Annotated in this window: 20 protein-coding genes and 1 tRNA gene; 3 read left to right on the top strand and 18 right to left on the bottom strand. The window is 63.0% G+C overall.

Annotation, left to right across the window (positions count from 1 at the left end):
- Positions 1 to 153: 153 nt before the first annotated feature.
- From RBB42_RS17485 to RBB42_RS17500, 4 genes are all read right to left on the bottom strand, one after another.
- Positions 154 to 1,335 (bottom strand): HlyD family type I secretion periplasmic adaptor subunit, encoded by a 1,182-nt coding sequence (locus tag RBB42_RS17485; protein ID WP_305968084.1) that lies wholly within the window; start codon positions 1,333 to 1,335, stop codon positions 154 to 156.
- Positions 1,336 to 3,531 (bottom strand): ATP-binding cassette domain-containing protein, encoded by a 2,196-nt coding sequence (locus tag RBB42_RS17490; RefSeq protein ID WP_305968090.1) that lies wholly within the window; start codon positions 3,529 to 3,531, stop codon positions 1,336 to 1,338. It abuts the gene before it with no gap.
- Positions 3,532 to 3,548: 17 nt separating this feature from the next.
- The gene (locus RBB42_RS17495; RefSeq protein WP_305968083.1) at positions 3,549 to 4,871 is read right to left on the bottom strand and encodes a TolC family protein; all 1,323 of its coding nucleotides are present in this window, start codon (positions 4,869 to 4,871) and stop codon (positions 3,549 to 3,551) included.
- Positions 4,872 to 4,957: 86 nt separating this feature from the next.
- Positions 4,958 to 8,749 carry an Ig-like domain-containing protein gene (locus tag RBB42_RS17500; protein ID WP_305968082.1) on the bottom strand — a complete coding sequence of 1,264 codons (3,792 nt, stop codon included), beginning with the start codon at positions 8,747 to 8,749 and terminating at the stop codon, positions 4,958 to 4,960.
- Positions 8,750 to 9,091: 342 nt separating this feature from the next.
- On the opposite strand from RBB42_RS17500, the gene RBB42_RS17505 reads away from it, so the two are divergent.
- Together RBB42_RS17505 and RBB42_RS17510 are read left to right on the top strand one after the other, a co-directional pair.
- Complete coding sequence (locus RBB42_RS17505; RefSeq protein WP_305968081.1) at positions 9,092 to 9,586, top strand: flavin reductase family protein; 495 nt, start codon at positions 9,092 to 9,094, stop codon at positions 9,584 to 9,586.
- 212 nt (positions 9,587 to 9,798) lie between these two features.
- A complete protein-coding gene (locus tag RBB42_RS17510; RefSeq protein WP_305968080.1) occupies positions 9,799 to 11,139 on the top strand; it encodes a cytochrome-c peroxidase in 1,341 nt (446 codons plus the stop codon).
- A gap of 50 nt (positions 11,140 to 11,189) precedes the next feature.
- Here RBB42_RS17510 and RBB42_RS17515 read toward each other — a convergent pair whose 3' ends face one another.
- The 12 genes from RBB42_RS17515 to hisN form a co-directional block, all read right to left on the bottom strand.
- Complete coding sequence (locus RBB42_RS17515) at positions 11,190 to 11,615, bottom strand: NUDIX hydrolase (protein ID WP_305968079.1); 426 nt, start codon at positions 11,613 to 11,615, stop codon at positions 11,190 to 11,192.
- A gap of 145 nt (positions 11,616 to 11,760) precedes the next feature.
- Positions 11,761 to 11,982, bottom strand: a complete 222-nt coding sequence (locus RBB42_RS17520) for a hypothetical protein (protein ID WP_306043736.1) — start codon at positions 11,980 to 11,982, stop codon at positions 11,761 to 11,763.
- Positions 11,983 to 12,336: 354 nt separating this feature from the next.
- The gene (eutC, locus tag RBB42_RS17525) at positions 12,337 to 13,059 is read right to left on the bottom strand and encodes an ethanolamine ammonia-lyase subunit EutC (RefSeq protein ID WP_305968077.1); all 723 of its coding nucleotides are present in this window, start codon (positions 13,057 to 13,059) and stop codon (positions 12,337 to 12,339) included.
- Positions 13,056 to 14,456, bottom strand: a complete 1,401-nt coding sequence (gene eutB / locus RBB42_RS17530; protein WP_371931722.1) for an ethanolamine ammonia-lyase subunit EutB — start codon at positions 14,454 to 14,456, stop codon at positions 13,056 to 13,058. Before eutB ends, eutC begins: the two co-directional genes overlap by 4 nt.
- The gene (locus RBB42_RS17535; protein WP_305968076.1) at positions 14,429 to 15,370 is read right to left on the bottom strand and encodes a phosphotransferase; all 942 of its coding nucleotides are present in this window, start codon (positions 15,368 to 15,370) and stop codon (positions 14,429 to 14,431) included. Before RBB42_RS17535 ends, eutB begins: the two co-directional genes overlap by 28 nt.
- Entirely contained in the window at positions 15,367 to 16,299 is a 933-nt protein-coding gene (locus RBB42_RS17540; protein ID WP_305968075.1) for a phosphotransferase family protein, read from the bottom strand. Before RBB42_RS17540 ends, RBB42_RS17535 begins: the two co-directional genes overlap by 4 nt.
- Entirely contained in the window at positions 16,296 to 17,579 is a 1,284-nt protein-coding gene (locus RBB42_RS17545; RefSeq protein ID WP_305968074.1) for a Zn-dependent hydrolase, read from the bottom strand. The genes RBB42_RS17540 and RBB42_RS17545 overlap by 4 nt, the downstream gene beginning before the upstream one ends.
- Positions 17,579 to 19,390 (bottom strand): ABC transporter ATP-binding protein, encoded by a 1,812-nt coding sequence (locus RBB42_RS17550; RefSeq protein WP_305968073.1) that lies wholly within the window; start codon positions 19,388 to 19,390, stop codon positions 17,579 to 17,581. The genes RBB42_RS17545 and RBB42_RS17550 overlap by 1 nt, the downstream gene beginning before the upstream one ends.
- 1 nt (position 19,391) lies before the next feature.
- Positions 19,392 to 20,303 carry an ABC transporter permease gene (locus RBB42_RS17555; protein ID WP_305968072.1) on the bottom strand — a complete coding sequence of 304 codons (912 nt, stop codon included), beginning with the start codon at positions 20,301 to 20,303 and terminating at the stop codon, positions 19,392 to 19,394.
- On the bottom strand, positions 20,303 to 21,283 hold the full coding sequence (locus tag RBB42_RS17560) for an ABC transporter permease (RefSeq protein ID WP_305968071.1): 981 nt from the start codon (positions 21,281 to 21,283) through the stop codon (positions 20,303 to 20,305). The genes RBB42_RS17555 and RBB42_RS17560 overlap by 1 nt, the downstream gene beginning before the upstream one ends.
- Positions 21,284 to 21,343: 60 nt before the next feature.
- Complete coding sequence (locus tag RBB42_RS17565) at positions 21,344 to 22,915, bottom strand: ABC transporter substrate-binding protein (RefSeq protein ID WP_305968070.1); 1,572 nt, start codon at positions 22,913 to 22,915, stop codon at positions 21,344 to 21,346.
- A 59-nt stretch (positions 22,916 to 22,974) separates the two neighbouring features.
- Entirely contained in the window at positions 22,975 to 23,769 is a 795-nt protein-coding gene (hisN, locus tag RBB42_RS17570) for a histidinol-phosphatase (protein WP_305968069.1), read from the bottom strand.
- Positions 23,770 to 23,882: 113 nt separating this feature from the next.
- On the opposite strand from hisN, the gene RBB42_RS17575 reads away from it, so the two are divergent.
- Entirely contained in the window at positions 23,883 to 24,833 is a 951-nt protein-coding gene (locus RBB42_RS17575; protein WP_305968068.1) for a DeoR/GlpR family DNA-binding transcription regulator, read from the top strand.
- A 32-nt stretch (positions 24,834 to 24,865) separates the two neighbouring features.
- Here the strand turns inward: RBB42_RS17575 and RBB42_RS17580 are convergent, their stop codons facing one another.
- Entirely contained in the window at positions 24,866 to 25,000 is a 135-nt protein-coding gene (locus RBB42_RS17580) for a hypothetical protein (RefSeq protein ID WP_305968067.1), read from the bottom strand.
- A 252-nt stretch (positions 25,001 to 25,252) separates the two neighbouring features.
- A tRNA-Arg gene (locus RBB42_RS17585) sits at positions 25,253 to 25,329 on the bottom strand.
- Positions 25,330 to 25,423 lie beyond the last annotated feature (94 nt).

The raw sequence follows: 25,423 nt of genomic DNA on the forward strand, positions 1-25,423 counted from the left end.
GGGCCAGCCCCCGCACCCCCGGAGTACTTTTGCAGAGAAGAAAGCCGCCAGCGCCCCTGTCTTCTTCTCTGCAAAAATACTCAAAATACACCGAGCCTCAAGCCGAAGGCGGCGGGCGAGAGGCAAAGCGCCGCCGCAGGCGGCCCAATCGGATCACGGTTCGCGGAAGGCCTCGCGCGATTTGTAGAGCGGTTTCAGCAGATACTGGAGGACGGTTTTCTGGCCCGTGTGCAATTCGGCCTGTGCCTGCATGCCGGGGCGGATTTCCATCGCCACCTGACGGTCGGCCAGCCCCGACATGTCGACACGCACCGTGACCTTGTAATGAGGTTCCGACTCGGGCCGGCGCTCATCCTTGACGGTATCGGCAGAGATCACCGAGACGCGGCCCTTCAGTGTGCCGTAGATCGTGTAGTCGTAGGCGGTTAGCTTGATGGTTGCCTCCTGCCCCGGCCGAATGCCCGCGATGTCCTGTGGGCGCACCTTGGCCTCGACGAATAGCTCTTCGTCCAGGGGAATGATCTGCATGATTTCCTCGCCCGGGCGCACGACACCGCCGATGGTCGTGACCGACAGCTTGTTCACGACACCATGCATGGGCGAGGTCAGCACCGTGCGGTTCAGCTGGTCCTGCGAGGCCTTGAGGTTCTGCTGCAGAGTCGCCAGTTCCTTGAGCGTTTCCGAGTATTCCTCGGCCCGGACCAGTTCGGTTTGGGTGACGATCTCGTCAAAGGCCTTTTGTGCATCAGCGTGCGCCTTGCGGGCGCGCGTCACCTCGATCAGGGCGACGACCTTCTTGTCCAGAAGGTCCTCCATCAGCTTCAGCTCCGAGGTCGCCTGTGCCAGCACCCTGTCCGCACCTTGCCGGCGCTTGAAATAGTCCGATTGCCGCGCCGCCAGCAGCGCCTGTTCCGAGGCCACCATCTGTGGCGACCGTTGCGCCAGGTCACGCGGCACCTCGACCACCGAGGCGCCCTGCAGTTCCGCTTCCAGCCGCAACCGGCGGATTTCCAGCGCGGTGATCTGCTCCTGCAGGTCATCGACCGAGGACCGGAACTGCGTCCCGTGCAACCGCGCCAGCACGTCGCCTCGCAACACCTCGTCGCCTTCCTTGACCATCAGTTCGGACAAAATGCCGCCTTCGAGGTTCTGGATGATCTGCGGGCGCGAGGACGAGATGATCTCGCCATCGCCGCGGACGATTTCGTCCAGCCAGGCAAAACTGGCCCAGAGGATAAAGGCCCAGACCGACCCGGCGCAGAGCCAGATGGTCAGGGACGGCCCCTTGAGGTCTTTCGACAGCTGCGCGGAAAGACGGGTTGCCGTGGTTGCCATTTACGCGTTCCCCGTCTGGGCGGTGCGCAGGTGATCCAGCACCTGGTCGCGCGGCCCGTCGATCGCCATGCGGCCGTTGGCCAGGATCAGCGTGCGCGAGGCAAGGCTGAGGATCGGCACGCGGTGTGTCGCGATCACCGCCGTGCGTCCCTCCAGCCAGCTTTCCAGCCGAGAGATCAGCGTCTTTTCCAGTGTCTGGTCCAGTGCGGCGGTGGGTTCGTCCAACAGGCAGACATCCGGATCCTGCAGCCAAAGCCGCGCCCAGCCAATGGATTGGCGCTGCCCCACCGACAGGCCCTCGCCGCCGTCACGAATGTCGAGGTCCAGCCCCTTGGGGTGCGATTTCACGAACTGCCCCAGCCCGGCAAAATCCAGCGCCTCGAGCAGGCGGTCGTCGTCGCGTTCCAGCATGCTGAGATTGAGGTTGTCGCGCAGCGTGCCGTGGAACAGCCGCACCTCCTGGCCGAGGTATCCAATGGCGCGGCGCAGGTCGCGCGGCTCGATCTGGGCCATTTCCGCGCCGTCGATCAGGATCTTGCCGCTGGCGGGCGCGTAAAGGCCGGACAACATCTTGAGCAGTGTCGATTTGCCGGACCCGTTGGCGCCCAGTACCGCGATGGTCTGACCCGGCTGGATCGTCAGCTTGTCCAGGTCCAGTACCGCAGCGCCTTCGGGATCGTAGCGATAACTGGCCTCACGCAGTTCGTACTGACCTTGCAGGCGTTCGCGGCGCAGGTAATGGCGCACCTCGGCGCGGTCCTGGGTCACATTGGCGATCCCGTCCAGCCCGTCAAGCGCCGACTTGACGTTGCCCCAGCGTGCCAGGATGCCCGCAAGCTGCGTCAGGGGCGCCAGCGTCCGCGACGACAGGATGCCCACCGCGATGATCGAGCCAACGGTGAATTCTCCGGCAAAGACCAGGTAGGTGCCAGTGATGACCGCTCCGACATAGGTGGCCTGTTGCACCCCCTGGCTCCAGAAGGTCAGCCTGGCGGCCAGACGGCGCTGATCCGAGGATTTCAGCGCCTGCACGGCGGTCAACTCTTGCCAGACGCGGGCAAAGCGATCCTCGGCGAGCTGGGTCTTGATCGTGTCCAGTTCGACAACCGCCTCTTGCAACAGACGCGATTGGCGGGCGCTGGCACCCTGCATTTCCTGCGTCAGGCGGATCATGCGTTTCTGGAGGAAGAACCCCGGGATGACCATCAACAGGCCGCCCGCAATCAGGACCCAGACGACACCGCCCGCGATCGACCAGACCAGCAACAGAAAGACGAAGATGAAGGGGATGTCCGCCAGCGCCCCCACGGTCGAAGCGGTAAAGAATTCGCGCACGGAACCGAATTCGCGCACGGCGGCAAAAAGCTGCGAAGGCGAGCGCCCCGGCAGGTCCGACCGCATCCCCAGCAGGCGGTTCATCAGCAGACCCTGAACGCCCATCTCGATCTGTCGCCCCGCGCTGTCGAGGAGTTGCGAGCGCGACACCTTGAGCAAGGCCTCCAGCAGAAGTGCGATCACCGCACCGGCGGCCAGCACCCAGAGCGTCGCCTCGGACTGGTGCGGGATCACCCGGTCATAGACCTGCAAAGAGAACAGCGCGACCGACACGGCCAGGATATTCGCCACGAAGGACCCCAGCGCGACCTCGGCGAAATGCCTGCGAAAGCGCGAGAACTGGCCCCAGAACCAATGCACCTGCCGGTCCGTTGCGGCGTGGGCCTCTGACAGGGTCTGCACCGGCGCCTCGGCCTGCAGAATCTGCCCGGCAAAGACCGAGTCGAATTCGCCCAGCGGAACCTCCGAGCGGCACGATGCGGCGGTTTCATCGTAGATGGTCAGGCTGTGCCCCTCTTGCGAGAGGACCAGCACCGCCTGGCCATTCGTCATCAGCGCCAGCGCGGGCCACAGCCCCGGAACAAGGCTGTCCGGCGCTTCTGCATGGGTGATCAACCCGGCGGCCTGCAGGCCCGCCAGCAGCGCCCCGGCATCATAGCTGTCGTCAGACCCGGCGCGCGGTGACAGGGCCTCGAGAATGTCCGAAAGCTTGGCCTCGACCCCCAGCCGCCCGGCCAGAACGCGGATCAGCGTGGCCCGGGCGCGGGCACGGTCGGTATGGCGTGGGGCACGGCGGGCGGCATTGGCGGCGGCCCCGGCGGGCACGGCGCACAACATGGCCTGACCAGCCTTTCCCGCCATCTCGAACATGCCCTTGCTCACATCTGCGCCCCTTCGGCCAGGGCGCCGCGCAGGCGGGCCAGTTCAAGTTCGGCGCGCGCGGCCTTGTATTTCAGTTGAATGGCCGTCTCCAGCGCGGCGGCATAGGTTTCATAGACTCCGACCACGTCCATGACCTGCCTCTGACCGCCGTCGTACTGGCTCTGGAACAGGTCGAGGTTCTGCTTGGCCTGCCGGGTCAGCAACTCGGCCTCCTTGGCCTGGCGGGTGTAGGCCGCCAATTGGCTGGACTGGCTGCGAATGGCACGGTCCGCGGTTTCACGGGCCTCGCCGATCCGTCGCTCGGCAGCCTCCTTGCTGGCCTCGATGGCCCGCAGGTCAGAGACCGTGCCCAGCGAAAACAGCGAATCCGACCCGATGTCGAGACTGCCCAGCCGTCCGCTATCGCCGACCGAGCCGCCGGCAACGAGGCTCGGCAGGTGGCTGGCGCGGGCGATCTTTGCCTCGGCCAAAGCGATATCACGTTCGACCTGCGCCCTGAGCACGCCCAGCGCGGCCCCGCCCGAGGCATCGCCAAGCCCCCCAAGACCCCGCACCTCTGTCAGGGGGCGGCCCGCCATCGCGTCGAGTTCTTCCAGCGCGGTGCGCGCGGTTTCCAGCGCCTCGCTCCGACGGGCGCGGATGCTGGCCAGTTTCTGTCGCAGGACATTGAGGTCGGAGATGTCCGAGACACCACCCCGCACCCTTTCGTTCATGATCCACTCGAAATGGGTCATGTCCCTGAACGCCAATTCCAGATGCGTGGCCAGTTCGCGGTTTTCCTCGGCCCGGATGTAGAGTTTGAGCGCATCGTTCACGCGGTCGTTGCCATCCTCGACCAGCTTGACGGCGACCAGTTCGACATGCGCCTTGGCAAGTTCGCGCTCGGCCTTCTTGCGGCCATTGTCAAAAAGTACCTGATTGATGACCAGGTCGGCCACAAAATCGCCCAGAGAGTTCAACGAGATGCGCGGCCCAATGGCGGGCAGCCAGTTGTATTTTGCCGCCTCGGCCCGCAGCTGCGCCACATGCAGTTCGGCAGCCGCCACCCGGTTGTCCGAGGCGAGGACCGCATTTGCAACGGTGGCATAGGGCGTGCCCGGTTCGACCACGGTGTCACGCAGCGAAAGGGCATGAATGACAGGGGCAGTTTGGGCAGGATCAGGGCGCCGCGCGGCGGCCGCACGCACAAGGGTTGTATCTGTATCCGCTGACGGCTTGGATCCACCAGCGAAACGGGACACCACCCCCATGTCCGTCGTGCAGCCCGAGAGCGCGAACGCCAGCACGATCAGGCCCAGGCCGTGCCTGCCTATCCTCATATGTGTCCCCGTCTAGGCGCGAGTATGGTTGTCAAGCGGGCTCCGCGGCCCGGTTCTGTGCCGGGCTGCGGATGGATTTGATCGGGTCACGTGACGCCGTGGATCTGGGTGATGTCGTCCTCGATCAGCAGGGTCGCGTCGCCAAGGCTGAAGACGTTGAACCCATTGCCGTCGTTGCCCTCGGCGGTGGCGCCGGTGATCGTCACGCTGTCGTCCGACCCGCCACGGATGGTAACCGTGTCGCTGTTTTCCGACAGCGCCTTGATCTGTGCCTCTGTGATGGTGAGGTTGCTGTCCTCGGCGAAGTGCAGGTCGATGGTGTCGATCTGGAAGTCGGACAAGGCCTCTGCGATATCGTCGGACATCAGCACCGTGTTGGTCAGCGGGTCATCGGTGACGAGGTAGGACCCGGAGGTATTGCTCGCCGCATCGGTCGAGGCCAGCACCAGGTGCGTGCCGTCCGCCACCGAGCCGTCGAGGTCGATGTAGGTCTGGCCGATCGCCTCGACATCGGTGCTGGTGTCGATGGAAACGGCGGTCACATCTGGCGTTCCCGACGGATCGCTCAACTGGCCGAGGAAGACATCGTCTTCGGTGATCTCGGTCCGGATCAGGTCCACGCCGGATCCGTCACGGCCGTAGCCGATCCAGTTCAGCGTGTCGGGTGCATCGGTGTCCACGCTCAGCGTTTCGGTGATGGCGCGCGTGTTGCCCGCCGCATCCACGGCCTCGACCAGGACCGAGGCCGAAAGCGTGCCGGTGGGAATGGCCGAGGACGGAATGTCCACCGACCAGTTGCCCGAGGCGTCGACCGTGGCCACGTGAGCCATGCCGCCCACGGTGACCGTGACGCTCGATCCCTGCTCGACGACACCGGTGAGGGTCACACCCTGCCGCGCCTCTGCCGCGTTGATGACGCCGTCAGGCGTGACCGGGTCCGAGGACATGGCCAGCAGGTTGACCTCTGTATCGATGTCGAAGTTCACAGAGGTCGTGGCGGTGTTGCCCGCAGCATCCATGGTATCGATCACCGCAGAAGTGGCCTTTTCCCCGGCGGGGATGTCCCCGGCCTGGAATCCGACGCTCCAGTTGCCGGAGGCGTCTACCGTGGCAACGCGGGCTACCCCCTCGAAGGTGACGGAGACCGTGCTGCCCGGTTCGGTTGTGCCTGTCAGGACAAATCCATCGCTGGCCTCGTCGGCGTTGATGACATTGTCACCCTCGACCGGCGTACCGGAGGCGGCAAAATTCAGCACCTCGGTGTCCACCAGCACGCTGTCGGTACGGGTCAGGGTGTTGCCTGCGCTGTCGGTGATGGTGGCGGAAACATCGGCGGTATAGGTGCCCGGTGCGATCTCTCCGGGCGCGAAGTCCAGCGACCAGTTGCCCGAGGGATCGGTCAGAACCGCGTGTGTCACGCCGTTCAACGTCACGTTCACCACTTGTCCCGGGTCCGAGGTGCCCTTGATCGTCACCCCGTCCGAAGCTTCGACCAGATTGATCACATCGTCCCCCTCGACCGGGTCGGAGCTGATGGTCAGCATGCCTGCATCGGTGTCGATGATGACGGGCCGCGTGATGGTCTCTGTATTGCCAGCCGGGTCGATCGAAACCGCGGTCAGCGTGACTGTCTGTTCGCCGCTGGGCAGCTGCGCGGGGTCAAAGCTGGCGGTCCAGTTGCCGCCCGCGTCCACGGTGGCCTGAACGGTGTGGCCGTTCAGCGTGATGTGCACGCTGCCGCCCGGTTCCGTCGTGCCCGTCAGGACAAGACCCTGCGCCGCCTCGTCGGCATTGATGACCGCATCCGGCCCGCCCGGGGTGGAGGTGATGGCAAAGTTGCGCACCAATGTGTCGACGTCGATGCTGCCGTTCGCGGTGGCGGTATTGCCCGCCGGATCGGTCGATGTCGCAGTGACGTCCAACGTGCGCTCGCCCGCCGGGATCTCGGCCGCGGCGAAATCGGCGGTCCAGCTGCCATCGGCGTTGACCGTGGCCTGATGTGTCACCGTGCCCAGCGTCACCATGACGGTACTGCCCGGTTCGGCCGTGCCGGTCAGGGTCACGCCATCGCTGCGCTCGGCGGCGTTCACCACGCCTTCGCCCTCGACGGAGGCCGTGTAGACCTGAACGTGGTTGGTCACGTCGATCTCGAACCCGCCAGAGGCAAAGGCCATGTTGCCGGCCGGATCGGTCAGGGTGACGGTCGCGACGACCGCGATACTGCCGGCCTGGCCCACATTCGTCGGCAGGACACTGGCCAGGAAAGGCATAGACCAGGATCCATCGGCGCCGACGACAGCCGAGGCGGTTTCGCCGTACAGTTCCAGCGTGACCGTCGCGCCCGGCTCACCCGTGCCGGTAAAAGCGATCATGCCCGCGTGTTCGGTGCTGTTCACGATGCCGTCCACCGCGATGGTCGAGGTGTTCACCGTTACGGCGGTCTCGGTGTCCACGTCGAAATCATGGCTCGTCGTAGCGATGTTGCCCGCCGGATCGGTCGAGACGATCTGCGCCGTGGCGGCATAGGTGCCCGTGGCCAGGTCACCCTCGGCGAATGTCACGTTCCAGACGCCATCTGCATCGGCGGTTGCGCTGTGGGTCACGCCGTCGACGGTCACGGTGACGGTCGAGCCCGCGTCGGTCATGCCGGTAAAGGTCACGCCTGCGGCGGCCTCTCCTCCGGAAATCACGTTGTCGCCGGTCAGCGGCAGGTTGGTCAGTCTGATGGTTTTCTCCGTGTCCACCTGCACCACGTCGTAGACCGTCGTGCTGTTGCCGAAGTCATCGGTGGCGACAAGGGTGATGTCCTTGCCGTAGGTGCCCGGCGGGAAGACCGCAGAGGAGAAATCGAAGAACCAGTTGCCGTTCTCGTCGACAACCGTGGTCTGCGTGGTGCCGTCCACGGTGATGGTGATGGTCGCGCCCGGCTCGCCCTCACCCGCCACGGTGACACCGTCCTGATGGTCATCGTCGTTGACAAGATCGCCGGTAGAGACGGTGCCGTCGGCCACGTCGACCGGCGGCGGCGTGGTGTCGATCACGAAGGAAGGACCGTCGAGAAGTGTCACGGTCCCGTCGGGATCAGTCACCTTGACCGGGATGTCCGCATAGCTGCCGTCGGGCGGGAAGTTTTCGCCATCGAAGACGATCTTCCAGATACCGTTGTCATCCGCCTCGCCGGAGACGGTGATGCCGCCGATGGTGATCTCGATGATCGACCCGGGATTGGCGGTACCCGTGATCGTGAGGCTCGGCGTGTCACCGCCGTCGATGGCATAATTCGCGTCAGGGTCATCCACGGTTGGAGCGGTCCAAACGAGACCGCCACCGCCGCCTCCTCCGCTGCCGCTGTCTCCGCCGCCCAGCAGCGCGGCACCGCCCAGCGCGGCCGCGCCCAGGCCCGCAGCACCCAGCCCACCCATGCCGATCAGGCCCGCAGCCAGCATGCTGACTTCGTTTCCCTCGTTCACGGGAACGGGTGCCTCTGCGACTACGGTCGGCTCGTCGATGAAGATGAGCGCGTCTGTGGGGCTCCACTTGCCCCATTCCTCGGTCGGGCCGTACTGGGCGAACAGCGCCCCGCCCTCGGCCTCGACAAAGGTAACCTCGTTCAACGTCCCGTAGGCACTGAGATACAGCTTGCCAGCCGCGTCGCCGCCGTCAAAGTAATTTTCGAGCACGACCACACGGCCATCGGCCAAGGTTATCAGCAGGTCATTCGCGGCCCGGTCGTAGCCTCGCACGTCGGATTGGCTGATGTTCAGGGAAACTTCCTGGCCGTCAGATGCGTCGATCAGGAAACCCTTGTCGTCGCCATTGACTTCGCCACGTTCCAGAATGCCCGCACGGGTACGGGTCACGAATTTAATCGCGTTCATGATCACACTGCTCTACCTCAGTGTTCGCCTGTTTTTTTCGTGTGGCGAACTTGTTATTTCTCTTTGTGAAATAACCTAACCTTATTGCCTTCGCTACAGAGAATTTCCCGATTTACGCGACATGAGGGGGAAATTGCGGCGCCATGCGCCATATCTGGCATGAGTTGTGACAAAAATGCGGCGGTCACCAACCCGGCGCGTTCGCTTCTGTCCTCCCCACTTTCCTGAGCGGAAACGTGTGGACCGTGCGGCGCGCATCTAGGAAGGTGCCCCCGGCCAGCAAGGAAAGGATGCCCGGCCCTCCGCCTCGACCCATGCGGACCCGGATGCGATACGAGCCTGATGACGCAAGACTTCGACCCGGCAGAGAATGATGGCCGCGCCTTCCGCGAAGCCCTGGGCCGTTTCGGCACCGGGGTGACGGTGATCACCTGCGCCACGACAACCGGACCTCTTGGCATCACCGCCAACAGCTTTTCCTCGGTCTCCCTCGATCCGCCACTGGTGCTCTGGGCGCCGGCGAAATCCTCGTCGCGCTACCCGTTCTTCATGGCCGCGGATCGGTTCGCGATACACGTCATGGGCGCGGACCAGTTTGAACTCTGCCGCGCCTTCGCCCGGGACGGCGATGCCTTTGACGCCTTCGACTGGCGCCTGAGCGCATCGGGTGTCCCCCTGATCGAGGGCTGCCTTGCACGTTTCGAATGCCGCCAGGCGGCGGCGCACGACGGCGGCGACCACTCTATCCTGCTGGGCCATGTAGAGCGTGTCAGTTCCCGCGAGGGCCCACCGCTGTTGTTCCAGGGCGGACGCTACGGCAGCTTTACCACCGACTGATCCCAAAATTCGCCGTCAGAAACGCACTGGCAGGCAGATCTGGACCAGCATCCCGGATCGGGAGCGATTTCCGCAACGGAAACCCCTTGTTTCAAAAAGCGAAAACGCGCTCTGAAAATTCCAGTCTTTCCCAAAGCTTGCCAAGCGTATGCCGATTGATCACAGTTTTGTTATCCGCAAAGCACACGGCATTTCAAAAAGACAGGTTCGTCATGATCCTCAGATTTCCTTACCCATTTCCGCGCCTTTTGGCCCCTGCCCTGCTGATTTCCCTGACAGCCTTGGTGCCCACGCATACGCGCGCTGATGCGATCCTGGCGCAGGACTTCCTCGATTTTGACACCCAAGAGGCCCAGCTTGGCCGCCTGCTGTTCTATGACAAGATCCTGTCAGGCAATCAGAACATCAGCTGCGCGACCTGCCACCACCACAGCCTGCACGGTGCCGACGGCGTCAGCCTGGGCATCGGAGAAGGCGGGTCCGGTCTGGGCCCCGACCGGACCCCGGGCGAGGGCGCCCACCGGATCGCGGAACGGGTGCCCCGCAACGCGCCCGCGCTTTGGAATCTCGGACACCGCGACGTGCGCGAGATGTTCCATGACGGCCGGGTCGAACGGATCGGCGCTGGCTATGTCGCCTTCAAGACACCCGCCAAGGAATACACGCCCGCCGGGCTGAACTCGCTGCTGGCGGCGCAGGCGCTTTTCCCGGTCAGTTCCGTGACCGAAATGGCTGGGCACCCGGACGAGAACCCGGTCAGTGCCGCCTTTGCAGAGCGCATCGACCTGGGCTGGGCGATGCTGGCCGACCGTGTGCGCGAAGTGCCGGAATACCAGCGCCTTTTCGAGGCAACATATCCCGATGTGCACGATCCCGACGACATCACCATCGTCGAGATCGTGAATGCCATCGCCGCCTTCATCGGCACCGAATGGCAAAGCTATGACAGCCCCTACGACAAGTGGCTGACCGAGGGCACGCCACTTTCGCCCGAGGCGGAGCGCGGCAGGCAACTCTTTTTCGGCGACGCGGGCTGCTCCGGCTGCCATAACGGGCCGCGCTTTACCGATCAGAACTTCTACGCCGTGGGCGTTCCCCAGTTCGGCCCGGGCCGGCCCTTTGGCGAGGATACCATTCCGCACGATCTGGGACGGATGGAGACCACCCGCAATCCGGAGGACGCCTACAAGTTCCGCACGCCTTCGCTGCGTAACGTGGCGCTGACCGCGCCCTATGGGCACAACGGCGCCTATCCCACCCTGCGCGCCATGATCCGCCACATGTGCGACCCGCTGACCGCCCGCAGCGAATGGACCCCGGGCATGGCTCGCCTGCCGGACGTTGCCTGGTTGAACGATCATGACTTCCCCCTTGTCGGCGACGCGCTGGAGACGGCACAACAGGTCGCCTACCTGGATCTTTCGCCGGTCGAGATGGTCGAGGCGGATATCGATGCGCTGGAGGCATTCCTGAACGCACTGACCGGCGAAACCGCAGAAAAACGCCCGATGGGTCGGCCAGACACGGTGCCCAGCGGCCTGCCGGTGGACTGACGCCGCCTTGCCCGGGCGGAATGCGAACCGCCGCGTTCCGCCCGCCTTACTCAATCCATGCGGTCGATCAGCTTGCGGATGGACGGCTCCTTGTGCGGTTTCTTCTGAAGTCGCAGCAACAATTCGGCCAGTTCCGCTTCGTCGACGCGTTGAGCCGCTGCCTTGGGAGTGAACCACTTGCGCTTGCGTTCCTTGCGCTCTTTCCAGTCACGCAGCAGCTTTTCCACGAACATCGGGTAGACTTCGACCGTGCAGGGCACGACACTGCCATCGTCCATGACCTTGCCATAGCTGTAGGTGCCGATCATCTCGGTCCCGATATGGCCCTTGGCGCCCGCCTCTTCCAGCGCCTCTATCTCTGCGGCTCGCCAGGGTTTCTTGCCATCCATCTGCCAGCCCTTGGGCATGACCCAGCGCCCGGTATCGCGCGATGTCACCATCAGGACCTTGACCTGGTCCTTGGCGTCCCTACGCATTGGCAGGGCAGCTATCTGCTCGCCTTGTGCCGACACTTGGGCCTCCTCCTGAAAAATCGGGCGGGCCGGCGTCTCCTCTCGCCGCCCCCCGTCTGAATAGTCCTTCACCCGCAGGCATCGCATCTCGGCGCGCCCGGAACCACCCCTAAAGCAGGGTGAAGATATCCTCGGTCAGGTTGTTGCCGTTCATCTCTTCGAACGGGCCCGGCACAATCCATCCGATCAGGTGCAAGTCTGCGGAAAGGGACCTGAACTGGTCGGGAAAGAAGGTGAAGGGATAGACCTGTGCGCCGCCGCCCTCTCCTTCGACGGCGACATAACCGTCCCCCGGGACAAGATTGGGCAAGGATTGTGCGGCGGAATGCATGCTGGCCCTGCCAGTCTTTACCTGCGACGAGGTCAGAAAGGTGTTAACCATCAGACGTCTACCAAAACGACGCGAAACCGCGGACTCGCCAGTTCAAACGCGTATTCCGGACAACGGCGAAGCTGACGCCAAAGTGCGACAGCACTGTGTACCCTAAACAGGGTGAAGTCAGATATGGCTTGGAATGGGAAAGCGGCGGACCGCGAAACCGCCAGACCTTGCAGTTGGCCAGTTGACCGGATCAAATTCGTTTCAGAACCCCCAAAGCCCTTTGCTCTGATGTGGATGATACTCCCCAGGCCACCGGCGAGTTTAACGTGGCATACAGTCAAAAGAGACGATGGCGGCCGGCGATCAGGGTCCTTGGATTTCGGCGCCAATGCCGGGGCTTGCATCCTTGAGGCCGACTCCGGTCTGCCCCGTCGCCTGCGCCATTTCGATGAGCCAGGCAAGACGTGCGGCGGCCTCCTGCGCGCTCAGACCGCCCTTGTCGTGGATGTTCGAGACGCAGTTGCGTGCGCTGTCCCGGATACCCGGTCTGGGAGCATAGGTCAGGTAGGCCCCCATGCTGTTGGATACGGTCAAACCGGGGCGCTCTCCGATCAGGATCAATACCATCTTGGCATGCGCCGCATGGCCCACTGCATCGCCCAGCGCGACGCGCGCCTCAGAGGCCGCAAAGACAGGCGCTTGGCGCGCTTCTGGACAGCTGTTGCGCAGGGCGCGCACCAGATCCGGGGCCTGCAAGGCCAGGGCCGGCGGCGACAACCCATCCGCAAGCACAATGGCCAGATCGGGCGCCGACGGTGCAATCGTGACCTCGGGATGCAACTTTCGTCCAAGGTCCGGTCGCCGAAGATATTCCTGACGATTGCGCGCCTGGGAACGTATGTGATGCAGAGGGCCGACCGCCGTTTCGATCCCGGCCCAATCCAACGGCTCGAAGATCGCGTCCCGCGCGCTGGCATGGTCCTCTTGAAAGGCAAGCAGACGCGACAGGGGAAGTGGGGTCCCGGCGGCGTCCAGCCGCACACGCGCCGGCGTCAGCCCCATCAAACCTGCGGGCGAGACGATCATGCCACCAACCCGATGTCTTCGAGAACCGCTGACTGTCCCGCCAGCAACCCGCCGCCGCGGCGCATAGCTTCCAGCCACGTTTCGAATTCCGGCGCGGCGCGCAGTCCCGTCGTCTCTCGCAGATAGGCCAGGTCTTCAAATCCGAGACTCTGGTATCCAAGCATCGGATCATCGGCGCCGGGCACGGTGATCAGGAAGTTCACGCCCGCGCTGGTCAGCAAAGTGGCGAGTACGTCCATGTCGTCCTGATCGGCCTGAACGTGGTTGGTGTAGCAGACATCGACCCCCATCGGCAGGCCCAGCAGCTTGCCGCAGAAATGGTCCTCCAATCCGGCGCGGATGATCTGGCGGCCATCATACAGGTACTCGGGACCGATGAACCCGACCACGGTGTTGACCAACAAGGGGTCATAGGCGCGGGCAACCGCATAGGCGCGGGCCTCCAAGGTTTGTTGATCCACACCATGATGGGCATCAGCGGACAAGGCCGCGCCCTGCCCCGTCTCGAAATACATCACGTTTTGACCGACCGTACCACGGCCCGCGGACAGCCCTGCCTCCCATGCTTCTTGAAGAATTTCCAGAGAGACGCCGAACCCGTCGTTCGCATCCTGCGTTCCCGCAATCGACTGAAATATAAGGTCTATAGGGGCATTGCGCTCCAGCAGGGCCAGCGCGTTGGTGACATGGGTCAGGACGCAGGTCTGCGTCGGAATGCCCAAGGAGCCACGGATGTCGTCAAGAACGCACATAAGGCTGTAACCGTTTTCAAGATTGTCCGTGGCGGGATTGATGCCGATCACCGCGTCGCCGGCACCAAAGAGCAGCCCGTCAAGGATCGCCACCGCGATACCACGCGGATCATCCGCCGGGTGATTTGGCTGCAGCCGAGTCGACAACTGCCCCTTTCGGCCCAATGAGTTCCGAAACGCTGTCTCGACCTCGCATTTGCGGGCAACACGGATCAGATCCTGGTTGCGCATCAGCTTGCTGACGGCGGCGACCATCTCGGACGTCAGGCCCGGTGCTGCCGCGCGCAGGCTGGCGGTGTTCGCCTGCTCGCCCAGCAACCAGTCACGCAGATCGCCGACACACATCGCCGCGAAGGGGGCAAAGGCCCGTTCGTCATGCGTGTCGATGATCAGCCGCGTGACGTCGTCGCTCTCGTAGGGAACGACCGCTTCTTGCAGGAAGGTGCGCAGTGGCAGATCCGCCAAGGCTCGCCGCGCCGCAACGCGCTCCCTTGCCGAGGAGGCCGCAATCCCGGCAAGCTGGTCCCCGGACTTTTCCGGTGTCGCGACTGCAAGCAGACGCGCGAGGCCATCAAAAGTGAAACGCTCACCTTGAACGATGCCGGAGTAGGTGCCCATCAGAGCCTCGCCAGATGCAGCGCCCAATCCGGGTCTTCCATGATCGACCGGGCACGCATCTTCTTCCACATGCCGTATTTGTGGAAATCGAATTCCAGTCGAGAGATCTTGAGCTGCACCATGGACCACAGGGCCCATTTCACATCGGCAAGCGCCTTGTGAACGGTGATCCGGGACACGATTTCGGGGCGGACTTCGCCAAAGTATTCCTCGATCAGTTCCAATTCGCGGTCCGGGGTAAAGAACATCTCGCCGAACCAGATGCCCAGATCGTAGCAACGGTCGTTCATCGAGCAGTATTCGTAGTCGATCAACATGATCGACCCGTCCTCGGCGATCATGAAATTGCCCGGCATCGGGTCGTTGAAGGATGGCACCATATCATAACCCGAGGCCTCGATAGCCTCTTTGGCCAGCTGCGTGTTGAGCATCAGCCAGCTGTCTTCGCGGTACTTCCGGCCACCCAACGTCGCGATCTGCCCGGCATGTTCGTCGATCATGTCGAAGATCGTCTTGGTCAGTCCCAACTCGGGCAGTCCGTGCATGGTTCGATAGGCGCCGATGGCCGCGCGACAATTGCCAAGATCGAGAAAGTCAGAGTTCGTCGAGGCGCGACGGTCTGGCAGGAAGTCGTTGATCTCGACCCCGCGGTGGGCCAGGTCGTCATGCACGCGCGGTCCGAGGCCCGCCGCTGCGGCCTTGCGCGATGCATCCATTGCCGCCTCGCGGTCGATGAACATCTCGGTGCCGTTTCCGGGAACCTTGACGAACCAATCGCCACCGTCCTCGCTTTGCACGCGCCAGTTCTCGTTGGAGATACCGCCCGACACGGGCCCGTAGGTGATGCCTTTGCCGCCACCGAACAACGGGGCATCGCGAATGATCCGCTCGATGGTCTCTTCCATCTCGTGCACGGCAGAGCCAAGGGGTTTCATCATCATGCGGCCACCTCCGTGATGCGCAGTTTCTCCTCGAATGCAGGATGGCGCAGCATCACGCGCAGGCGTAGCAGGCGCCATTCCCCGTATTTCAGCCATTCCACCGAGCTGCGTTCCGACGTGTGCGCCATCAACCGCGCCCAGAGCGCGTGCAACAGGTCGTCCACATGCGACCACAGCCGCGCGCGGGCAAAAAGCATCGGATCAAAGCTCCCGTGATAGGCGGTGAAGGCTGCAACCATGTCGGATTCAAGATCCGTCACTTCGGCCATCAGCGCCCCCAGGTCGTATAGAGGATCATTCATGCCGGCCCGGTCGAAATCGACCAGCAGCACCTCGTTGCCGGGGCCGAGCAGGATATTCGATGCGCTGCCATCGTTGCGGCAGGGCGCAAGGGGCGCGCTTTCGGCCAGGGCTTCGGCCTGCGCTATCAGGCGGCGCAGGTAGAGGATGTCGTCCGGCAAGGGAATGCCATTCGCGCCATGCGCTTCGATCACCCGGTCGATCTGGGCGAAGGGATCGAAACGCCCGGGCAGAGCCGGCCCTTCATGTTGCGCCTTGAGCGCGTGCATCACGGCGCTCAGGGTCTCGGCATCTTGCAGATGATGCTGGCGGGCCGTGAAAAAACCGGAGGGCGCCGCGTCCATGGCAAGGGCGCAGGTCGCGGGATCGGACCACAGTACGCTGGGCCCCGCCACCGAAAGCTTGGCTCCGGCGATGGCTGTTTCGGGATCGAAGAATGGCATCACTTCCGGATGCATCCGTTTGACGAATGTCCCGCCGACGATGGCAGAGCGACTTTCCAGCGCCTGGTAGCTGGGCGAGGCCAGGGCGGCGGGGCCGGCCTGCGCCGCCTCCGGGTCCAGCCCGGCGGCCAGAAGCGTGTCGGCCATCATGGCGTCAGTGACGGTTCCTGTGCTGGGCGCAGTCATGCGGCACCTCCTGTCTGGTCCAGATTCCCGCCAGCCGCGTCGATCCGGCGAAGCATTTCCAAAAGCACGTCGCCCCCTGCAGCGAGATCTTCGGGGGTCGTGTATTCGTCGTTGCGGTGAATGACGCCGCCGACGGACGGCACGGCGAACACCAGCGACGGCAGGATCGCGTTCAGGGCCACCGCGTCATGGCCCGCCGTGGTATCCAGTTGCATCAAAGGCAGGTCAAAGTCCCGCGCCGCGGCTTCGCATAGCAAAACGAGGCGCTCATCGAATTTCCCGGCGGGGCGTCGGTCGACCGCCACGATGCGCGCCTCGACCGAGGCACTGGACGCCAGCCCCGGCAAGGAATCGCGCAACTCGGCCTCGGCCCATTCCAGAACCTCTGCCTCTGGCGCACGCAATTCACAGAAGAGAACGGCCTTGCCAGGAACGATGTTCGGCGAATTCGGAGAGACATCCAATCGTCCGACCGAGGTATAGAGCGTGTCCTGCGCGTCTTCGCTCAGCGCGCGTACCTTGGTGATGATATGTGCCGCGCCCAGCAGTGCATCGCGGCGGTCCTCCATCGGGGTTGGGCCAGTGTGGTTCTGCTCTCCGGTCACTTCGATGCGGACCTTGAGCGCCCCCCAATGCCGGACAAAGGGGGCGATGCGCGCGCCCGAGGTCTCCATCTTGTCGTCGCCCTCGATATGGATTTCGAGGTAAATGTCGGGCTGCGGGGACCGGCTGTCGCCCATGAATCCGGTACGGATCAGCTCTTGTTCGACCGACTTGCCATCGCGATCGACGCGCGACAGAGCAAAATCGCGGGTCACGCTGCCGGCAAAGACCGAAGACCCCAGCAGAGACGGCTGAAAGCGGGCGCCTTCCTCGTTCATCCAGTCCGCGACCACGTAATTGCAGCGGGGCGCCTCGCCCCGCTCGGCCATGTCGGCTCGCAGGGTTTCGATGGCGGCAAGGGCCGCGACCACCCCATAGGCACCGTCGAAACGGCCACCCTTGGGTTGGCTGTCAAGGTGCGACCCCACCATGACAAGGGGCGCATCCGGCCCGGCAAGGTCGATCCGACCGAACAGGTTGCCTATGTTGTCGACAAGAACAGTGTACCCCCGCGCCTCCAGTTCCGACCGAAACCAGTTCCGGGCATCGCGGTGAGCGTCGGTCAGCACCGGGCGGTCGACGCCGCCGTCACCGGTATCGCCAAAGGTGGAAACCTGCGCCATCAAGGCGTGCAGAAGATCCGCGTCGATGTGGCAAAGGTCGATGGTGTCCGGCATCAGGACTCTCCTGGGTCGTTGAGGTGGCAGGCTGCCAGCGCCTGCCCGCCGCGGCTTCTCAGGCGCGGGTTTTCGGTCAGGCAGCGGTCGAAGGCCTGGGGACAGCGCCCTGCAAAGGCACATCCCGGCGGCAGGTCGATAGGCGATGGTGGCTCGCCCTCCATAAGGCAGTCCTCCGGGCGGTAACGCCGCTCTTCCAGCGTCGGTGCGGCAGACAAGAGCGCGCGGCTATAGGGATGGCCCGGATCGAAGAACAGGCGCTCGTTCGGGGCAACCTCGACGGTTTCACCCAGGTACATGACGGCAATGCGCGAACAGACCTGCCGCACCATCGTCAGGTCATGGCTGATGAAGATGTAGGTGAATCCGTGCTGTGCCTGCAGCCGTTCGAACAGGTTCAGCAATTTGCCCTGTTCGGTCTGATCCAGCGCGGACAGCGTCTCGTCCATGATCAGCAGCCGCGGCTCGAGGACCATGGCACGCGCGACGTTGAGACGCTGACGCTGACCCGCCGATAAACCCGTGGGCAGGCTGTCATAGAGATCCGTGGGCAGACCGACCTCGGACATGGCCGCGCGGGCGCGATCACGGCGTTCGGCGCGATTGCCGATGGCGTGGATCTTCAGCGGCTCTTCGAGGATCGCACCGATGGCGCTTTGCGGAGGCAACGAGCCGTAGGGGTCCTGCAAGACCAGCTGAAACTTGCGCCGCAGCGCACGCAAACGTTTGGGGCTTGCCTCTCCGACGTTCTCGTCCTCGAAAAAGATCGACCCGGCGTCCGGCCGCTCCAATCCGGTCAAAAGCCGCATCAACGAGGATTTCCCGCAGCCTGATTCCCCAACGATGCCAAAGTTGTCACCGGGGAAGACATCGAATTCCACGTTGCGGACGGCCTGGACCAGGGCCTTGCCCGAAGCGCTGCGCGTTTCGTAGTGCTTGGCAACGCCGCGCACGGACATGATGGCGCGCCGGTCGCGATCCTGCGGTTGGGCCTGATCGCGTCCCTCGGCCCAGAGGGTCGGCAATTCCTCGATCAGCTTGTGGGTGTAGCCGTGCTGAGGCGTGTCGATCAGCGCATCTGGCGCCTGGCGCTCCACGACGCGACCGTCATGCAGGACCATCACCTCGTCCGCTGCATCGCAGGCCACCGGCAACGAAGAACAGATGAACAGCACTGCGGTCGAGAAATCCTCGTTGAGTTCGCGCATCAGTTTGAGGATCTGGGCCGCCACCGTAACATCAAGCGGTTGGGTGATGTTGTCTGCAATCAGAAGCGCGGGATCGGACATCAGCGCATCGACGATCATGGCGCGTTGCATCATGCCGCCGGAATACTGGAAGGGATATTCGTGAAACCGGCGTTCCGCGGCGGGGATCTTGACCGCCTCCAGCAAGCGAATGGCTTTTTCCCGGGCGTCGGCGGCACTGATCTCCGGGCGGACGGCGCGCAGTTTCTCGACCAGTTGCGCGCCAACGGTCATCGTCGGGTCAAGCGCACCGGCCGGGTTGCCACCTACATATGCGATCTCGCGACCGGCCAGGGTGCGCGCATAGGCCGGATCCTTCAGCAGATCACGCCCCTCGATCAGGATCTCGCCGCCAGTGACCGCCAAAGGTTCTGACAGCCAGCTGGCCAGGGCGCGCGCCAGCACCGTCTTGCCTGAACCGCTTTCGCCGATGACCGACAGGATCTGCCGTGGCGCAAGGTCGAAAGAGACATCCTTCAGGACGTCACGGCCTTCGCCGGTGAGGGTGACGGTGAGATTGCGGACCGACAGCAACGTCTTGGTCTGTACCATATCAAGCGACATGTCAGGCTCCTGCGTAGATCTTGTTGCGGGCGCGTTCGAGGGCCGCCCCCATCAGGTTGACCGAGGTCAGCGTGAGGACCAGAAAGACACCCGGCATCGTGGCAATCCACCACGCGTTCATCAGGTATTTGCGCCCATCTGCGATGATGTTGCCGAAGGTGGGTGTCGGCGGCTGCACCCCGAGCCCCAGAAACCCCAGCACGGATTCGAAAATCATCATGCGTGCGATGTCGAGAACGGCGACGAAGACCAGCGGGGGCAGCACCAGCGGCAAAAGCAGGGTAAACATGATCCGCCAGTCCGTTGCGCCCAGAACCATGGCACCGCGGACGAATTCCTTTTTGCGCTCGGCCATGACGGTCGACCGCATGACCCGCGCATAGACCGGCCAGCCCGCAAGTCCCAGGACGAGGATAATGGAGGGGATCGTCGGTCGGGATACACCAAGGATCGTGATGGCGAGAATGATCATCGGGATCGAAAGCTGTGCATCCGTGAGGCGCATCAAGACCGTATCGACGCGCCCGCCGAAATATCCGGCGAACAGGCCGATCATCGCGCCAACCGCCACCATCAAGATCGTGGTCGAGATCCCGATCAGCAGCGAGTAGCGCAGGCCGACGAGCGTCCTGGCCAGCATGTCCCGCCCCAGCTGGTCGGTACCCAACGGATGAGACCAACTCCAGCCCTCGCCCATCAGAATGGGCGGGGACAGTTTTGCACGGATGTTCATCTTTGTCGGATCGACGTCAGACAGCCAAGGATAGAGAGAAGCGGCCGCGACCAGCAAGGTGAACACGATCAGGCCGATGCGGAACTCGGTAGAAGCAAATGCCTCGGACCAGATGCGCGCAGAGATCGTCTTGGCACGGGCCTTGGACGGCAGGTCGGGAGAGATGTCTATGGCACTCATCAGTATTCCAGCCTCGGGTCGATGGTCGTCGCGGCAAGATCGACGATGATGTTGATAAGGACGAAGGCAGCGGCGGTGACGATGGCGATGCCCTGGATCAGGGGAAAGTCGCGCTGCATCACGGCGTTGATGGTCAACAGGCCGAGTCCGGGATAATCGAAGATGAATTCGATAACGAGAACGCCGCCCAGCAACATGGAAAACTGCACGCCAAGCAGGTTCAGGAGCGGCACCGATGAATTCTTCAGCGCGTGTCGAAAAATGATCTGGTTGCGCGTCAAGCCGCGCACCGCCGCAATGTCGATGAAGCTCTGGCTCATGACGCCGGCGACGGAGACGGTCAGGGTGCGGATGATGAATGGCGCGATTTCGATCGCCAGCACGAAGGCGGGCAGGATCGTATAGGCGAACCCTTCATAACCGATGGCCGGCACCAGTTTCAGCTTCACCGACAGCAGCAGCGCCAGCACGATACCTAGCCAGAAATTCGGGAGGCTGACGAAGACCGACGATATGTACAGGGCAAAGCGATCCGGCCATCCTCCGGGTCTGAGACCGCCCCAAATTCCAATGGGCAAGGCGATCAACAGGGCGAAAGCCATCGCCAGTACCGCCAGTTGCAGCGTCATCGGTGCCGTTTCGGCGATCAGGGTCCAGACCTCGGCCCTTTCGCTACGCGTACTGTCGTCGAAGCTGGCACCGCCCACCGCCGCACCATTGGCGGGACGCACGAAGCTTTGCCCAAGATCGCCCTGCAGAATACCGCCGATGTAGCGACCGAATTGTATGTAGATCGGATCACGCAGCCCCATGTCAGAGGCGATTTCCTCGATCAGCGCCTCGGGCGCCATACCACCGGCCATCAACCGGACGGGGTCGCCGGGCACGACCCTGAGCAAGGTGAAGATCAGGGCCGATACCAGGAAGACGATCAGCGCCCCCTGGGCGAGTCGCCTTGCGAGAAATCGAGCTAGGAACATGGGCTTCTCCAGAGGGCAGGAGTGGAAGGTCGAGGGGGCCAAGAGGCCCCCTCTTCAGGGTCAGCTCAGCGTGGTTTTCGACGCGTCGGCCGTACCGTCGGGATAGATGAACAAGTCCTGCACGTCGGCCCGCACGCCGTGCATCAGGACGGAGGTGAACAGGCTGTAGGCCGGAACCTTGTCCGCCAGCATGGGCATCAGGTTGGTCTGCAAGCTCTCACGGCGGGCTTCGAGGCTCGGAGCGTCACGTTCCGCATCCAGCGCCGCGTCGATCTCTGGATCCTCGATGCCGCAGATCCGCTTGGACGTGGAGTGGAAGTGGGTCCGCAGGACAAGGTCGGGCTCGGGCGATGCAGACGTCCAGCCGCAGTCGATCATGTGGCCGGGGCCACCGCCCGGACGGTCGTACAGCCGCTCGTTCCACGCCGCCGTTTCCATCACGTTCAGCTTGACCGGGAACCCCTGCTCCTGAAGCAGCACGGTGATCAGTTCACCGTATTCCTTGGTCTTGGGGTAGAAGCCGGTCGAGGTGATGTATTCAAGCTCTGGCAGACCTTCGCCGCCCGGAAAACCCGCCTCTGCCAGCAGGCGCTGACACTCTTCGGGATCATATTCGGGATAGTTCTCAAGATCGGTGTAACCGAACTTGATCGGCGAAACGAAGTTCGAAGACGGCTCACCCGCGGTGCCCATGACCTCGAGGATCAGAGAGCGGTCGATGGCATGGGCCGCAGCCTTGCGCACCAGTGGGTTGTCGAACGGCGGCTTGGAGCAGCGGAACCAGAGATACTTGTTCTCGACCGACACCGCCCGGTTCAAAACGATGCCTTCCTCCTTGGCCAGCGTTTCCACCTGTTCGGGTTCAAGGCGTTCGATCACGTCGGCCTGTCCGTTCATCAGGGACAACATCCGTGTCGTTGCATCCCCGACATAAGAGAAAGTCACGCCCGGGATCTGAGGCGCACCGCGGAAGTAATCCGGGAAAGCCTCCATGACGGTGTCATTGCCACGTTGCTCGACGAACTTGAACGGCCCGGTGCCGTTCAGGCGCTGGTTCAGAACACCATTCGGGCCCTGTGCGATGTCCTTTGCGGACATGATCGGCAAATAGGACGCGAGGAAGATGAACATCGCCGCGCCGTAACCGCCCTTGGTGGTGTCGACGATCACTGTGTAGTCGTCTGGCGTGGTCACTTCGAAAGTGTCGGCGAATCCCGGGTAAACTTGGCGCGCGCGCGCCGGCTGGGCCCCGTATTCGAAGGTGGCCTTGACGTCCTTGGCACTGAACGGCTCTCCGTCGTGGAAGGTCACGCCCTCGCGCAGCTTGATTTCCAGGTGGGTCGCGTCCAGCAGGTTCAGTTCGGTCGCGAGTTCATAGACCACCTCGTCGGGGTTGTCCGGCATCATCGGCGCGCGGGTCAGAAAACCCATCACGAAGCCTTCGATATTGAACTGGGACAACGTTGTATGCGCCATCGGGTCCCAGTTGCCGGTGATGTTCTCGGCCGAAAGGAACACCAACGGCCGGCTCGCCTGCGCCATCGCGGGGCTGACAAGAAGATTGGTGTTTAGCTGCACCGCGCCGGCCCCCAGGCCTGCCGCAGCTGTCCGCATGAAGGTTCTTCTGTCCATTTTTTCTCTCCTGTTGGGTCTTGCGTTATGAATTTTCAAAGTCCCCCAATGAGCGGGGGTCAGGCTGGCTCTGCCAGGCGGAGGCGGGCCAATTCTGCGAGGATCTGCGCGTGAAGTTCGGGCGTGGCAGAGGCCACGACATCGCCGGTCGATCCGGCATGCAGGGCTTGCCCCTGCCAATCGGTGATGCATCCGCCCGCCCCCTGCACGATCTGAACGACCGGCAAGTAGTCGTAGGGTTCCAACCCGCATTCCAGGACGAGGTCGCAATAGCCCGAGGCCAAGAGTGCGTAGTTGTAGCAATCTCCGCCGAACCGCAGCAGGCGCACGCGATCCCGGAGCATGGAGAAGATCGGCGCCCGAGGCCCGGCAAACAGCATGGGATCGGTGGTATAGGCATAGGCGCGCGCGAGGTCGGTGCAACCACTGGTGCGGATGGCCACGCCGTTCAGGGTGCTGTCGTACCCGTCGATACCACACCAGCGCTCACCGGTTGCCGGCATGTCGATCTGGCCCAGGCGCGGCTTTCCCTCGTCCAACAGGGCAATCAGACCACCGAACAGCGGATGCCCCGTGACAAAGCTCTTGGTGCCATCGATGGGATCAACGACCCAGACAAAGCGGCGGTCGAGACCTTCGGTCCCGTGCTCTTCACCGTAGATGCCGTGATCGGGAAAGCGTTCCGTAATGCGCTCACGCAGGTAGGTCTCGATCATCCGGTCCGCGATGGTGACCGGGCTGTCGTCAGCCTTGTGTTCGACGCTAAGCTCGTTGCGGAAGTGACTGAGGGCCAGCTTGCCCGCGGCGTCTGCGGTCGTCTGAGCGAATGAAAGTGCGTCGGCTAGGTCGAGCATAAGCCCCTCTTCATGGTTCCTGAGCGACCCGTCACGACGGATCCCCTTCACAATGCAACCATTGGAACCAAAAAATCCACACATTTCCTCACAAACACATGCAAAACCACTAAATGCGCTATTTTTTGGCATTTAGGCGACGTATGAGCGCGATATCGATGCTAACCACACACAAAACCACAACACACATCCACAACGCATGCGGTTTTCCGTGGACTTTTGGCGGAAGAATGGCCGATACACTGACCAAATACAGGCGGGCAAAGGGAACGCCGGACATGATTTCCAAGCAAACACACACATCCATGTGGTCGCATGAGCGACAATCTGCGATTCTTTCGGACCTGCTGCGGGACGGAAAGGTTCAGACCAACGCATTGGCCGATCGCTTCAACGTTTCCCGCGAAACGATACGGCGCGACCTTCTGGACCTTGAAAAGAGGGGGAGCCTTCGCCGCGTGCATGGCGGCGCAGTGCCCGTGGCCCAGGACGCACGCCCCGAGGCCGCCTTTCGCGACCGCCTGGTAGAAAGACCGGAAGTGAAACAGGCCATAGGGCGCCGGGCTGCAGAGCTGATTCCGGCAGGCGCATCACTCTTCGTCGACGCGGGCACGACAACCCGCGCATTTGCCCTTGCGTTGACTCAGCGCTCTGACCTGCGCGTCATAACCAACTGCATCGAAATCGCCCAGATCCTGGCCCCCGTCGGAGGCATCGACACTTTGCTCTTGGGTGGCAGCCCGCATGGCGAAGTCCCGGCGACATTCGGGGAACTGACCCTGTCGGAAATCGATCGCTTCCTGACCGACTATTCGGTTGTCGGGCCCGTTGGGCTGAGCATCGAGCGCGGCGCGACCGATTACGAACTGCATGAAGCCGAAGTTGCGCGAAAGATGATAGACCGCTCCAACACCTGCATCATGCTGTGTGACGCCCGCAAGATCGGAGCGGAAAGCCGGGTATCGATCTGCGACATCGACCGCATCGCGCATGTCGTCACGGATGTGCAAACAGAAAGCAATTTCGCCCCTGCCGGCATCGAGGTCCACCGAGCCTCGGTTTAGGCCGTATCGACAAAAAGGACTTCACCGTCGTGTCAGGCGCGTTTCAGCCCGATTTCCGCGATGGGGATCAGCTTGGTACGAGACCTGATGTCGGGCGGAACGAAAGCGTTCATCGAGCGATTCGCCTTGGCAGCCCACGCACCAGCCACCGCAGCCGGGCTGGACATCGAAGCACCTTGGCATTGACCTCGTCACGATTGGTAACACGCCCAATCCGGGTTTTAAGTGGCTGGCAAAGGCTATGATGCCGACAGCATTCGAAAATCGACGGGCAAACGTGACGGCCTGACGGTCATTCCGATGCGAACACCACGCAAGATGCGCCTGAGACTGCGCTCATTTCGAGAGCATATAGATTTGAGGACAACGTGACGGGCAGTTCTGCCCTCCGCCACTTTCCCTGTGCTTTCAGGGAGAAGTGGCGGACCGAGGAGGATTCGAACCCCCGACCCCTTGATTCGTAGTCAAGTACTCTATCCAGCTGAGCTATCGGTCCGTGAGGGCTGCGTTTACCGCCCACCCTTGCACGATGCAAGGGGCAATCCGCGGATTTTTTCGATCAGGCCAAAGAAATTCCACAAACCCCGCCG

It is taken from the genome of Mameliella sp. MMSF_3455 (genome assembly GCF_030733205.1).
Lineage (GTDB): Bacteria > Pseudomonadota > Alphaproteobacteria > Rhodobacterales > Rhodobacteraceae > Antarctobacter.

Bases quoted from the DNA above. Each gene is read 5' to 3' on its own strand.
- RBB42_RS17485 (WP_305968084.1), bottom strand. From the start codon at position 1,335: ATGGCAACCACGGCAACCCGTCTTTCCGCGCAGCTGTCGAAAGACCTC.
- RBB42_RS17490 (WP_305968090.1), bottom strand. From the start codon at position 3,531: ATGGCGGGAAAGGCTGGTCAGGCCATGTTGTGCGCCGTGCCCGCCGGG.
- RBB42_RS17495 (WP_305968083.1), bottom strand. From the start codon at position 4,871: ATGAGGATAGGCAGGCACGGCCTGGGCCTGATCGTGCTGGCGTTCGCG.
- RBB42_RS17500 (WP_305968082.1), bottom strand. From the start codon at position 8,749: ATGAACGCGATTAAATTCGTGACCCGTACCCGTGCGGGCATTCTGGAA.
- RBB42_RS17505 (WP_305968081.1), top strand. From the start codon at position 9,092: ATGACGCAAGACTTCGACCCGGCAGAGAATGATGGCCGCGCCTTCCGC.
- RBB42_RS17510 (WP_305968080.1), top strand. From the start codon at position 9,799: ATGATCCTCAGATTTCCTTACCCATTTCCGCGCCTTTTGGCCCCTGCC.
- RBB42_RS17515 (WP_305968079.1), bottom strand. From the start codon at position 11,615: ATGCGTAGGGACGCCAAGGACCAGGTCAAGGTCCTGATGGTGACATCG.
- RBB42_RS17520 (WP_306043736.1), bottom strand. From the start codon at position 11,982: ATGCATTCCGCCGCACAATCCTTGCCCAATCTTGTCCCGGGGGACGGT.
- eutC (WP_305968077.1), bottom strand. From the start codon at position 13,059: ATGATCGTCTCGCCCGCAGGTTTGATGGGGCTGACGCCGGCGCGTGTG.
- RBB42_RS17535 (WP_305968076.1), bottom strand. From the start codon at position 15,370: ATGATGATGAAACCCCTTGGCTCTGCCGTGCACGAGATGGAAGAGACC.
- RBB42_RS17540 (WP_305968075.1), bottom strand. From the start codon at position 16,299: ATGACTGCGCCCAGCACAGGAACCGTCACTGACGCCATGATGGCCGAC.
- RBB42_RS17545 (WP_305968074.1), bottom strand. From the start codon at position 17,579: ATGCCGGACACCATCGACCTTTGCCACATCGACGCGGATCTTCTGCAC.
- RBB42_RS17550 (WP_305968073.1), bottom strand. From the start codon at position 19,390: ATGTCGCTTGATATGGTACAGACCAAGACGTTGCTGTCGGTCCGCAAT.
- RBB42_RS17555 (WP_305968072.1), bottom strand. From the start codon at position 20,303: ATGAGTGCCATAGACATCTCTCCCGACCTGCCGTCCAAGGCCCGTGCC.
- RBB42_RS17560 (WP_305968071.1), bottom strand. From the start codon at position 21,283: ATGTTCCTAGCTCGATTTCTCGCAAGGCGACTCGCCCAGGGGGCGCTG.
- RBB42_RS17565 (WP_305968070.1), bottom strand. From the start codon at position 22,915: ATGGACAGAAGAACCTTCATGCGGACAGCTGCGGCAGGCCTGGGGGCC.
- hisN (WP_305968069.1), bottom strand. From the start codon at position 23,769: ATGCTCGACCTAGCCGACGCACTTTCATTCGCTCAGACGACCGCAGAC.
- RBB42_RS17575 (WP_305968068.1), top strand. From the start codon at position 23,883: ATGCGCTATTTTTTGGCATTTAGGCGACGTATGAGCGCGATATCGATG.
- RBB42_RS17580 (WP_305968067.1), bottom strand. From the start codon at position 25,000: ATGTCCAGCCCGGCTGCGGTGGCTGGTGCGTGGGCTGCCAAGGCGAAT.